Source organism: Streptomyces asoensis (assembly GCF_013085465.1).
Lineage (GTDB): Bacteria > Actinomycetota > Actinomycetes > Streptomycetales > Streptomycetaceae > Streptomyces > Streptomyces cacaoi_A.
Window position 1 is genome coordinate 4,837,291 of sequence record NZ_CP049838.1, and the last position, 12,174, is coordinate 4,849,464.

8 protein-coding genes, 1 tRNA gene and 1 riboswitch are annotated in these 12,174 nt (G+C 72.4%); of the genes, 4 read left to right on the top strand and 5 right to left on the bottom strand.

All coding sequences use genetic code 11. The features are described 5' to 3' along the window. Positions 1-26: 26 nt before the first annotated feature. Positions 27-2,147, bottom strand: a complete 2,121-nt coding sequence (locus G9272_RS21565; protein ID WP_171398111.1) for an asparagine synthase-related protein — start codon at positions 2,145-2,147, stop codon at positions 27-29. Positions 2,148-2,854: 707 nt separating this feature from the next. Here G9272_RS21565 and G9272_RS21570 point away from each other — a divergent pair. The 4 genes from G9272_RS21570 (at position 2,855) to G9272_RS21585 (ending at position 8,144) form a co-directional block, all read left to right on the top strand. Then, on the top strand, positions 2,855-4,279 hold the full coding sequence (locus G9272_RS21570; protein WP_028807071.1) for a hypothetical protein: 1,425 nt from the start codon (positions 2,855-2,857) through the stop codon (positions 4,277-4,279). 89 nt (positions 4,280-4,368) lie between these two features. Beyond that, complete coding sequence (lhgO, locus tag G9272_RS21575) at positions 4,369-5,586, top strand: L-2-hydroxyglutarate oxidase (RefSeq protein WP_171402101.1); 1,218 nt, start codon at positions 4,369-4,371, stop codon at positions 5,584-5,586. Positions 5,587-5,680: 94 nt separating this feature from the next. Beyond that, positions 5,681-6,523 carry a tRNA (guanosine(46)-N7)-methyltransferase TrmB gene (gene trmB, locus G9272_RS21580; RefSeq protein WP_171398112.1) on the top strand — a complete coding sequence of 281 codons (843 nt, stop codon included), beginning with the start codon at positions 5,681-5,683 and terminating at the stop codon, positions 6,521-6,523. A gap of 115 nt (positions 6,524-6,638) precedes the next feature. After that, positions 6,639-8,144 carry a PrsW family intramembrane metalloprotease gene (locus tag G9272_RS21585; RefSeq protein WP_437184290.1) on the top strand — a complete coding sequence of 502 codons (1,506 nt, stop codon included), beginning with the start codon at positions 6,639-6,641 and terminating at the stop codon, positions 8,142-8,144. A 54-nt stretch (positions 8,145-8,198) separates the two neighbouring features. On the opposite strand, the gene G9272_RS21590 is transcribed toward G9272_RS21585, so the two are convergent. The 4 genes from G9272_RS21590 to G9272_RS21605 form a co-directional block, all read right to left on the bottom strand. After that, positions 8,199-9,143 (bottom strand): aldo/keto reductase, encoded by a 945-nt coding sequence (locus tag G9272_RS21590; protein ID WP_171398113.1) that lies wholly within the window; start codon positions 9,141-9,143, stop codon positions 8,199-8,201. Between the two features lie 208 nt (positions 9,144-9,351). Further along, the gene (locus G9272_RS21595; RefSeq protein ID WP_171398114.1) at positions 9,352-10,374 is read right to left on the bottom strand and encodes a M23 family metallopeptidase; all 1,023 of its coding nucleotides are present in this window, start codon (positions 10,372-10,374) and stop codon (positions 9,352-9,354) included. A 9-nt stretch (positions 10,375-10,383) separates the two neighbouring features. Further along, a riboswitch (cyclic di-AMP (ydaO/yuaA leader) is annotated at positions 10,384-10,550 on the bottom strand. Positions 10,551-10,863: 313 nt separating this feature from the next. Beyond that, positions 10,864-10,937, bottom strand: a tRNA-Met gene (locus G9272_RS21600). 71 nt (positions 10,938-11,008) lie between these two features. Then, positions 11,009-12,136: a dihydrofolate reductase family protein gene (locus G9272_RS21605; protein WP_171398115.1), complete on the bottom strand. Its 1,128-nt coding sequence runs from the start codon at positions 12,134-12,136 to the stop codon at positions 11,009-11,011. Between the last annotated feature and the right edge of the window lie 38 nt (positions 12,137-12,174).

Consider the following 12,174-nt stretch of genomic DNA (forward strand, 5'->3'; position numbering starts at 1 on the left):
CACGGGGTTTGTGGGCGGCGGGTCTCTCACCCTCCGGAGGAGACCGCCCGTCTCTGGGGGGCGATGCCCGCCGGTACCGCACGCGCGCGTGCCGGTGTGCCCGTCCAGCAGGTGCCCCTGCGGGACAGCAGGCGGCGGAGCCAGAGTTCCAGGGAGATCAGGTCGGCCAGGCCGTCCAGGGGGAGGGGTTCGCCCGCCGCGGCGGCCCGGAGGGCCTCGCGGACCACTCTCGCCTCGATCAGGCCCGCCTCCGCGAGGAGGGGCGCCTCGAAGAGGGTGAGGAGGGGGTCCATGGCCATGCGCAGGCCCGCGCGCGCCGCCGCGGTGGCGGACGCCTGGGAGGGGGCGCCCCAGCCCGGCGGGAGGTCGGTGACGCCGGCGCCCTTCAGGACGGTGCGCAGGATCGCGGCGCGTGCCCCCGGTTGCACGCGCAGGGTCTCGGGGAGCGCGCGGCACGCGCGGACGACCTGGTTGTCGAGGAACGGCGCGTGCAGTCGCTGGGAGCGGATCTCGGCGGCCTGCTCCAGGACGCGCAGGTCCATGGCGTGCCGGGCGAGGGCCGCACGGGCCCGGTAGTCGCCCGGACGCTGGCCGGGACCCACGCCGGTACGGTGCGCGGCCCCCTGGAGGCGAACCGATACTTCAGCCAGCGCCTCCCCCGTCAGCCAGCGCGCGGCCGGGCCCGCGCCACCCCAGGTGAGGGCCGCCAGGGACGCCCCTACGGCGCCTGAGTCGTCGTCAAAGCTGAAGCTGCGGTGCAGCAGGCGTTCGGCCAGGCCCTCCACTCCCGCGCGGTACGGCGTACGGGCCAGTCGGCGGGCCGCGCCGTACACGCGCGCGGGGACGAGCACCGAGCCGTCGGCCTTCGTCAGCGCCGCCACCGGGCGCACCAGATGACGGCGCTTGCGGTCCATCAACAGGTCCGCGAGGCGGGCCGGGTGGGCGTCCAGCACCTGCCGGGCGCCGTAGCCCGTGAAGTGGTCCGCGCTGCCCGCTGCGAGGCGCGCCCGGTGACGGGCGGCCGTGACCAGGCTCGGGCCGGGTTCGTCGGTCAGCGGGCCGTCCAGGTCGGCGTACGGCAGTGCCTCCTCGCCGCCGGCCACCACGACGTGGTGCAGGCGCGGGTTGGCCGCGAGGGCGCCGGCCCGTTCCAGCTCGGCCTCGCGCCCGCCGACGGCCAGGTCGTTGAAGGTGACGGCCAGCAGCCGCTCCCCCGCGCCCGTGCCGTGGCCCAGCAGCGTGCCCGGCATGCCGGGCAGGCCCGCCGCGAGGAGCGCCAGCGTGCCGGAGGCCGGACCGCCGGAGAGGTCGGCGCCGATACCCGGGACGGGCATCCCGCGCGCGGCACGCCGTTCCGCGGGGCCCATGCCGGGCACGGGGCCGGGGTCGATGTCGGGGACGTGCCGGGGCGCGGCCAGACGCGCGCGTACCGCCTCGATGAGCGCGTCCCGTACGGCGCCGACCGCGCTGTCCGGGTCGGCGAGGGGCGCCGCCACGGCGAGCGAGGCGACCGGCTCGTACCCGGCGATCTCACGGGCCCCGGCGCGAAGGATCAGCGCGTGCCCCGGCGGAATGCGGTGTACGCCGTCGTACGGGGTGGAGTCGTGCAGGGCGGCCGGTACGTCGGGGGCGGCGAGGAGCGCCGCCAGGTGGCCGAAGTCGAGGTTGGCCTCGATGAGGTCGGCCAGCGGCAGCGCGGCCGTCGCGTACGCCGTGCCGCCGGCCCAGGGAGTGTGGAACACCGGGCGCGCGCCCGCCAGATCGCCGCAGACGGTGATGCGCCGGCCGACCTGGACGATCGCCGTGTAGCTGCCCGGCCAGGCCGTCAGATGCCGAAGTGCCCCTCCGCGCGCGGCGAACAGTCCGACGCGCAGCTGTTCGTCGGTCGCGCCGCAGGTGCCGAGGACCGCGACCCGGGTCTGGGCGTCGGCCTTGACCACCCGCACCTCGTCGGGGCGCCAGTCGCCGACGGCCCACAGCGGATCGGGGTCGCCCCACAGGAGTTGGGAGCCGACCGGGTGCAGGGTCTCGCCGTCGTGGCCGACCCGCCCTCCGTACGCCGCATCGTCGTCGTGACGACTGTCGTACGCGACGGATCCGCCCAGCGCGCCCGTGGCGGTGCTGCTCCATCCCACCAACCACCGCATGGACGCCTCCACAGGCTGTGGACAACCGAGTGCACCGCACGAACGGTTCACCATGCTGCCACGAAGAACGCGCCGTAGAAGGAGGCGGCGCCGCTCGCGATCCGGGGACTGCGCCCGCGTCAACACGTCGGCGCCGCTGGGGGAGTCCCTGCGCACCCCGGTGTCTACGACGTGAATGCGCCCCCGGTACGCTCCCTCAAGACGCCCTGTGCGCCCTCGATTTCCATGGTGGGAGGCCTTGTCCCCCACAGAGCAGAGGGTCGATTTTCGGCCAAATCCCCGCTGTGCGCCGCGCGTCGAGAACGTCCCGCGCAGGCTTCGCACACGCTCCGTACACACGCGCGTGCCCTTGTAAGGCTCGCGCCGGTCCGGGAGACGGACGCCGCCTCCCGGACCGTTCCGCCGCCCGCGGGGATGAAGGCGGCGGTGTCCCCCAGCCCACTGGATCCAGTACAGCGGGCCGACCCACGCACGACCCATGGAACCGCTCCCGTGGCGGCCGGAGAAGAGCGCACGGCCGGGCGCACGGCCACACAGCGGGAGCACGCCGCGACGGTCCGTACCGGCGCCCCGACTTTCGTACGGACCACAATCCCGCCAACCGGAAGAATGCCCCTTAACGCTTGGGATGCGGCGAACTACGCTGGGTTTACGAATGCCGCATGGTTATGCCAGCGCGGCAGCCGTCTGTGTCGAGGGGTGGCGCAATGTCCAGGGAGCAACGCGGGCCGAACGAAAAACTCGGCGCCGTTCTCGCCCTCGCGGGAATCAGCAACGCAGGACTCGCGCGACGCGTCAACGATCTTGGCGCTCAACGCGGGTTGACTCTTCGCTACGACAAGACGTCCGTGGCGCGCTGGGTGTCGAAGGGCATGGTGCCGCAGGGCGCCGCGCCCCACCTCATCGCGGCCGCCATCGGTCAGAAGCTCGGCCGTCCGGTGCCGCTCCACGAGATCGGCCTGGCGGACGCGGATCCCGCGCCCGAAGTGGGCCTCGCCTTCCCCAGGGACGTCAACCAGGCCGTGCGCTCGGCCACGGAGCTCTATCGCCTCGACCTCGCCGGCCGCCGGGCCGGTTCCGGGGGCATCTGGCAGTCGCTGGCCGGATCGTTCGCAGTAAGCGCGTACGCGACGCCCGCCTCACGGTGGCTGATAACCCCGGCCGACAGTTCGGTGGCGCGCGACGCACACCTCGTGGAGGAGTCCGGCGCACCGCTCAAAGTCGGCCACAGCGATGTGCAGAAGCTGCGGGAGGCCGCCGAGGACGCCAGACGCTGGGACTCCAAGTACGGAGGCGGCGACTGGCGTTCGTCCATGGTGCCGGAGTGCCTGCGGGTGGAGGCGGCTCCGCTGCTGCTCGGCTCGTACTCCGACGAGGTCGGCCGGGCCCTGTTCGGGGCTAGCGCCGAACTGACCCGGCTGGCGGGATGGATGGCCTTCGACACCGGTCAGCAGGAGGCCGCGCAGCGCTACTACATCCAGGCGCTGCGGCTCGCCCGCGCGGCGGCCGACGTACCCCTCGGGGGCTATGTCCTGGCCTCCATGTCCCTCCAGGCCACGTACCGCGGCTTCGGCGACGAGGGCGTCGATCTCGCGCAGGCCGCCCTGGAGCGCAACCGGGGGCTGGCCACGGCCCGCACGATGAGCTTCTTCCGGCTCGTCGAGGCACGCGCGCACGCACGCGCCGGGGACGCGCATGCCGCCGGCGCGGCGCTGAAGGCCGCCGAGGGCTGGCTGGAGCGGTCCCGTGACGGCGACCACGACCCGTCCTGGCTCGGCTTCTACTCCTACGACCGTTTCGCCGCCGACGCGGCCGAGTGCTACCGCGACCTGAAGGCGCCGCGTCAGGTGCGGAGGTTCACCGAGCAGGCGCTGTCGCAGCCGACGGAGGAGTTCGTGCGGTCGCACGGGCTGCGGCTCGTCGTCTCGGCGGTCGCCGAACTGGAGTCGGGGAACCTCGACGCCGCCTGCGCGCAGGGGGTGCGGGCCGTGGAGGTGGCCGGGCGTATCTCCTCCGCCCGCACCACCGAGTACGTCAAGGATCTTCTGCATCGGCTGGAGCCCTACGGCGATGAACCCCGGGTGGTGGAATTGCGCGAGCGGGCCCGGCCTCTGCTGATGACTCCGGCGTAGGAGGGCGCAGGACGGCGCAGGACCGGCATGACGCCCGCCCCGGGTTTGAAGGCACTGTCAGTGGCGCAGTGCACTATCGAAGCCGGGAGGTGGTGCACGTGTCGAAGATCGCTTACGACTGTGATGTGCTCGTGGTCGGCGGGGGCATCGTCGGGCTGTCCACGGCGTATGCGATCACGCGTGCCGCGCCGGGTACACGGGTGACGGTGCTGGAGAAGGAGCCCGGGGTGGCCCGGCACCAGACGGGGCGCAACAGCGGGGTCATCCACAGCGGGATCTACTACCGGCCGGGGTCGCTGAAGGCGCGGTACGCGGTGCGGGGCGCGGCCGAGCTGACGAAGTTCTGCGCGGAGTACGGCATCGCGCACTCCGTCACCGGCAAACTGATCGTCGCCACGGACCGGGCGGAGCTGCCCCGGCTGCACGCGCTGGTCCAGCGCGGCCGGGAGAACGGCATTCCGGTCCGGGAACTGGGCGCCGCCCAGATCGCGGAGTACGAGCCCGAGGTCCGGGGACTCGCCGCCATACGCGTGCGGACGACGGGGATCTGCGACTACACGGCCGTCGCACGGCAGCTGGGCCAGGCCTCCGGGGCGGAGATCCGGTACGGCGCGCGGGCCGTGCGGATCGACCGGCGGCCGGAGCGCGGGGTGGCGGTGCTCACCGCGCGCGGGGACGTCGTACGGGGGCGGGTGCTGGTGAACTGCGCCGGGCTGTACTCCGACGAGGTCGCCCGGCTGACGGGGGACGAGCCCGAGGTGCGGATCGTGCCGTTCCGGGGCGAGTACTACGAACTGGCGCGGCCGGAGCTGGTGCGCGGGCTGGTGTATCCGGTGCCCGATCCGGCGTTCCCGTTCCTCGGCGTCCATCTGACCAGGGGGATCGACGGGGGCGTGCACGTCGGCCCCAATGCCGTGCCGGCACTGGCCCGGGAGGGGTACGGCTGGGGTGTCGTACGGCCCCGCGAGGCGATGGCGACGGCGGCCTGGCCCGGGGTGTGGCGGATGGGCCGGCAGCACTGGCGGTACGGGGTCGGGGAGCTGCGGCGGTCGGTGTCGAAGGGGGCGTTCGTGGACGCGGTGCGCCGGCTGCTGCCGGCGGTGGAGGAGGGGGACCTGGTGCGGGCGGCGGCCGGGGTGCGGGCGCAGGCGGTGCTGCGGGACGGCGCTCTGGTGGACGACTTCCTGATACGGGAGGGGCCACGGGCGATCCACGTGCTGAACGCGCCCTCACCGGCGGCCACCGCCTCACTGCCGATCGGGCGAGAGGTGGCCCGCCGGGCCCTGGGAGCACTGACCGACGCGTGAGCGACCGGGTGCCGCGCTCACGTGGGCGGCGGTCGGGTGCCGGGCTCCCGGGCGCGGCCGGCACCTGGAGCCGACCCGTAAAATCGACCCCACTGTGTCTGATTCCGTGAGCACCCCCGAAGTCCCCCAGCCCTTTCCCGGTGGCGAGCACCACCCGGGCGAGTCCGTTCGGCACACCCGGGCCAAGGGGGAGCCCCGGTTCCCCGACGGGCCCAAGGCCGATCCCGCCGGGTCGCACTTCGAGCGGCGGATCCGGAGTTTCCAGCCCCGGCGCAGCCGGGTGACGGCCGGGCAGGCGGACGCGTTGCAGCGGCTGTGGGCCAAGTGGGGGCTCGACATCGACGGGCACCCCGTCGACCTCGCCGAGCTGTTCGGCGACGACCGTCCCGTCGTGCTGGAGATCGGCTTCGGCATGGGTGAGGCGACCGCTCAGATGGCGGCCGCCGACCCGGACACCGGCATCCTCGCGGTGGACGTGCACACACCCGGCCAGGGAAATCTGCTCAACCTCGCGGACCGCACCGGGCTGACCAACGTCCGGGTGGCCAACGGTGACGCGATCATCCTGCTGCGCGAGATGCTGCCGGCGGACTCGCTCGACGGACTGCGCGTCTACTTCCCCGACCCCTGGCCGAAGAAGCGCCACCACAAGCGGCGCCTCATCCAGCCCGAGTTCCTCGACCTGGCCGCGACGCGACTGAGACCGGGTGCGACCGTGCACTGCGCCACGGACTGGGAGCCGTACGCCGAGCAGATGCTCGAGGTGCTCACCGCGCACCCCCGCTTCGAGAACACCCGGGCCGACGGCGGGTTCGCGCCCCGGCCCGAGTTCCGGCCGCTGACCCGTTTCGAGGGACAGGGTCTGGACAAGGGTCACGTCGTGAACGATCTGCTCTTCCGTCGCGTACAGCATCGCGTCCAGCCCGGAGATCGCTGACCGACCAAGGGATCGACCAAGGGATCGACCAAGGGATCAATCAAGAGATCAGCCAAGGGATCACCGACCGACCTCCCCCTCCACCACAGTCCCCTCGCTCGTTAGGGTCGATGCCGTGGCCATCAGTCCTCCGTTTCCGCCCTATCCGCCGCATCCCGGCGGCGCACCCGAGGACGGTGTGCTCCGCCACGCTCACTGGTGGCAACGCAGGTGGGTGCGGTACGGGGCCCTGATCACCCTGCTCACGCTGTCCGGCCTGGTCATCCTCGCGCTGGTGCGCGAACAGACCGGTACGGAAGGATTCCTGGTCGGGCTCGGGCTCGCCGTGCTGCCCGTGCCGCTGCTGGTCGCCGCCTTCCGTTGGCTGGACCGGGTCGAGCCAGGGCCCTGGCGGAACCTGGTCTTCGCCTTCGCCTGGGGCGCGTGCGCGGCGGCGCTGATAGCCATCATCGCCAACAGCTTCGCGACCAGATGGATAGCCACCGCGACCGCCGACCCGTCCAGCGCGGACACGCTCGGGGCGACCGTCATAGCGCCGATCGTCGAGGAGTCCGCGAAGGCCGCCGCCGTCCTGCTGGTGTTCCTCTTCCGCAGGCGGGACTTCACCGGGATCGTCGACGGCGTGGTCATAGCCGGGGTCACCGCCACCGGCTTCGCCTTCACCGAGAACATCCTCTACCTCGGCACCGCCTTCGGCACCGACCAGCTCACGGGCGACACCGGCATCGCGTCCGTCACCGCCGCGACCTTCTTCGTACGCGTCATCATGTCGCCGTTCGCGCACCCCCTGTTCACCGTCCTGACCGGCATCGGCTTCGGCGTCGCCGCGCTCTCCGGGGACCGCCAGCACCTGCGGCGTGTGCTGGTCCCGCTGTGCGGGCTGCTCCTCGCGATGGGCATGCACGCCCTGTGGAACGGCTCCTCGTCGTTCGGCGAGTTCGGGTTCTTCGCGGTGTACGCGGCGTTCATGGTGCCGGCGTTCGGGCTGCTGACCTGGCTGGTGGTGTGGACGCGGCAACGCGAGCTGCGCACCGTACGCGAGGAACTGCCCGCCTACGCGACCGCCGGCTGGCTCACCCCGGCCGAGCCGTTCGCGCTCGGCTCGATGCGGGCCCGGCGGCTGGCCCGGGAGTACGCCGGCCGTCACCTGGGCAAGCCGGCGGCGCGGGAGGTGGCGCGGTACGAGGCGTACGCGACCTCCCTCGCGTTCCTGCGGCACCGCGGCCGACGGGGGCGGGCCGGCGTCGACTTCCTCGTACGCGAGCGGGAATTGCTCAACGAACTGTGGAGGCGGAAGGACGTCGCCCGGCCAGCACTGGACCACGCGGCCCGGATGACGGCCCCGCCGGTACGGGTGGCCGCGCCGCCCTGGCCGGTGTACGGGGTGTACGGGTACGGCCAGGGTCCGGCCCAGGGCCAGTCCCAGGGCCACAGCGCCGGATTCGGGCATCCGGCGGCGCCGGTGTACGGGAATCCGGTGGGGCCGTCGTACGGATACGGGCACGGCTACGGGTACCCCGCAGCACACGGCCCCGGCCCCGGATACGGGCACGGACCCACGCACGGACCCGGGCCCGGGTATCAGGCGGGGCCGTACCCCGCCCCCCACCCGCACCAGTAGGTCCGGCCGAGACGGTCAGGGGGAGGCAGGTCAGGCCGGTATGGCCGAGGCAGGTCAGGCCGAGGCCCGGGTCAGCCGGGTGATCTCCTCCCCCGTCAGCTCCAGCTGCGCCACCCCCAGCAGAGCCGGCAGCTGCTCGACCGTCCGCGCGGAGGCGATCGGCGCGGCCACCGTCGGCTGCGCGGCGAGCCACGCCAGGGCGACCGTGGGGATCTCGGTGTCGTGGGCCTGGGCGATCTCGTCCAGGGCGGTGAGGACGTTCCGGCCCCGCTCCGTGTCGAGGTGCTTGGCGGCGCCGGCGGCGCGGGCGCTCTGCACGGTCGTACCGGGCCGGTACTTGCCGGTGAGGAAGCCGGCGGCCAGCGCGAAGTACGGGACGGCAGCGAGGCCGAAGCGGGCGGCGAGGTCCTGGAGGCCGCCCTCGTAGGTGTCGCGGGAGACCAGGTTGTAGTGGGGCTGGAGTGCGACGTACCGGGCCAGGCCCTCACGGTCGGAGAACTCCAGGGACTCCTGGAGACGCTCGGGCGTGATGTTGGAGGCGGCGATGTGCCGCACCTTGCCCGCCCGCACCAGCTCGTCGAGCGCGCCGACGATCTCCTCGACGGGCACCTCGGGCTTGTCGAAGTGCGTGTAGTAGAGGTCGATGTGGTCGGTGCCCAGGCGGCGGAGCGAGGCGTCGGCGGCGGCCTTGATGTTGTCGGCGGACAGGCCGGGGAACTCGGGGTGCTGGCTCACCTTGGTGGCGATCACGACGTCGTCGCGGTTGCCCCGGGCCTTCACCCACCTGCCGATGATGGTCTCGGACTCACCACCGCTGTTGCCCTCGACCCACGCCGTGTAGGAGTCGGCGGTGTCGACGAAGTTGCCGCCCGCGGCCGCGTAGGCGTCGAGTACGGCGAAGGAGGCCGTCTCGTCGGCGGTCCAGCCGAAGACGTTGCCGCCGAGGGAGAGCGGGAAGACCTCGAGGTCGGAGGAGCCGAGCTTGCGAAGAGAAGTCATGCTTCATCACAACGGGCGCCGCTGGCCCGCCCATTCCGGGCAGGACGCGAAGAACATGTGAACAGCGCCATGTGAACAGCGCGATGTGGACAGCACAGACCGGCAGCCCTGACGCGGAGGGCGTCAGGGCTGCCGGGATGGATCAGGGTGACCGAACGAACGGCTCAGGGTGTCCGAAGGGACGACCCAGGGTTCTCGGAGGGACGGCTCAGGGGTTGAGGCCCTTGCCGCGCAGCCAGGCCGCCGGGTCGATGCCGTCGGCGCTGCCGCCGGGGTGGACCTCGAGGTGGAGGTGGGCCCCGGTGACGTTCCCGGTCGCGCCCACGCGGCCGATCACATCACCGGTGGCGACCTTCTGGCCGACACTGACGCTGATCGACGACTGGTGGCAGAACCACAGCTCGGTGCCGTCGTCCAGGGTCAGGATGGTGCGGTAGCCGTAGGAACCGGCCCAGCCGGCCTCGGTGATGGTGCCGCTGTGGACGGCCTTGATGAGCGTGCCCGTCGGCGCGGCGAAGTCGAGACCCGTGTGGTAGCCGGAGGACCAGAGAGAACCGGCCTGACCGAAGGTCGAGGTGATGGTGTACGAGGAGGTCGGCAGCGTGTACTGCTTGGCCAGCTCGGCCAGGCGCGCGGCCTCGGCCTTCGCGGCGGCTTCCTCGGCGGCCTTCTTCTTCGCGGCGGCGGCCTTGGCCTCCGCCTCCTTCTCGGCCTTGGCGGCGGCGTCGGCCTCGGCCTTGGCCGCTGCGGCGAGCGCCTTGACCTCGACCTGGGACTGCTGCGACTCGGCCTGCGCCATGATCCGGCTGCGCAGCGCCTCGCCGGCGTCGGCGGCGCTCTCCTCGGTGTCCACGGCGGCTTCGGAGCCGAAGCCCGCGAGGGCCGGTGCGGCTTCCGGGGCGGGCTCGTCGTCGGAGATGAGCGAGCCCACGTTGGGCAGGTCCGGCATCGAGATGGAGACCGGGGCCTTGCCGGTGTTGGCGCTGGCCATGCCACCGGCGCTGACGGCGGCTATGACGCCGACGCCGAGAACGGTGGAGCTGCGGGCGAATCCGCCGCCGCGCTGCTTGGCGACGCGGTGCTTGCCGCGTACCGGGCGAGTGGACTCCGCGGTGGGGTTCCACTCCTCCCAAGGTCCCTCGTCGGTGCGGTAGTCGCCGTAGCCGAAGGTCTCTGTGGACCGCTGGCTGGGCGCGTACGGGGCCTCGGGGGCAGGCGGGTTGGACGCCACGCGGGCGCACTCCTTTCCTTCCGTCGCCTACCGGGTTAGCTGACGGGTTCGGAGCGGGAAGGTCTCCTACGCGCGTATACCGGTCGTGGACTCTGCGAGTTCACGACGGCTTCCGCGTGATTCACCCCATGGTGGTGGTTCCCCGGTTCCCTTGCGGGATTCGGCACGTGCCGCACGGAGCCGACTCTGGTGCCGGCTGGGACGACCGCGCTGCGTTATCGAACGTTAATAGACCCGGGGGTGGGTTTCCAAGCTGTTCCTCTTGATCAACAACATTTCTGGCCTGGACTTTTGGGCTACCAGCGGTGAAAAACGGGCGAGTTGACCACGGATCGACATGCCCCGGAAACGCTTCCTCAGTCACAGGAGTTTTGATGGTGACTCAGTCGTTATGCGCAGGGCGGTCGACCGGTCACCAAGAGTGAGGGAGTGGTCGACGAAAACACCGAAGGCCGGAACCCTTTCGGATTCCGGCCTTCGGTTTATCAGTAGCGGGGACAGGATTTGAACCTGCGACCTCTGGGTTATGAGCCCAGCGAGCTACCGAGCTGCTCCACCCCGCGGCGATGAACACAACTGTACGCCATCAGCGGGGCAGAAAGCACATCGGTTGATTCGCGGGGCCCCGGCGGCCTCAGAGGAGGTGGCGGTTCGGCTCCTTCGCCCGCTCCTCGTACTCCGGGAGCACGAGGACGTCGACGCCCTGAGCCGTCAGCAGACCGGTTCCGTCCGCCTCCGTGACGAAGGTGTCCGGCTCGCGCCAGGCCGTGACCACCCTGCGCACTCCCGCGTCGAGGATGAGGCGGGCGCAGGGGGCGGGCCGGGAGGAGCGGCGGGCGCACGGTTCGAGGCTGCTGTAGACGGTGGCCGCGGGCAGCCGGGGGTCGGCGGGGTCGAGCTTCGCGAGGGCGGCCTCCTCGGCGTGCACGACCGGGTCGCCGGCCTCGCGGGAGTGGCCGCGTGCCAGCTCCGTGCCGTCGGCGGCCACGATCACCGCGCCGACGCTGAAGGCGGTCTCCGACGGCGGACAGTCGGCCGCGAGTTCGCAGGCGACGGCCAGCCAGTGCCGGTCGGCCGCGGCGGGCAGCGGTCCGGCGCCGGGGGCGGTGGGCTCGTAGCGGTTCAGGACGACGTCCTCGATGCGCCTGGTCTCCACCAGGCGCAGGCGTCCGCCCTGGTAGCCGCCCGGCCCGAAGAGGCGGGGCGCGGCCGGGTCGCCCACGAACAGCGGGGCGAGGACCAGCTGGAGTTCGTCGGCGAGGCCCTGCCGGAGCAGCTGGGTGTGGATCGTTCCGCCGCCCTCGACCATGAGGCGTCGTACGCCGCGTACGTCGTGGAGGTGTTCGAGGAGGCGGCGCCAGTCCAGTTCGGGGCCGAGCGGGACGGCGTCCGCGGCGATGCCGAGCGCGCGGACCCGCTCGGCGCCCTTCTCCGTCGTGTACACGACCTTCTCGCCGCCCGTGTGCCAGAAGTTCGCCGCCGGGTCGAGGTCGCCGGAGCCGCTGACGGTGACCTTGAGGGGGTACGGCGGCAGTCCGGCGGCCACGCGGACGGCGCGGCGCTCGGGGGAGTTCACGAGGAGCCGGGGGTTGTCGGCGCGGATCGTGCCGGCGCCGATGAGGATGGCGTCGACGGAGGCCCGTACCTCGTCGACGCGGTCGAAGTCGGCGCGGCTGGAGAGGAGCAGGCGCTCGGGCGTGGTGTCGTCCAGGTAGCCGTCGAGGGAGACGGCGGCGGACAGCAGGACGTACGGGTACGGCATCGACACAGCTCCCCGGGTCTTGGTTCAAGTTTGAAACA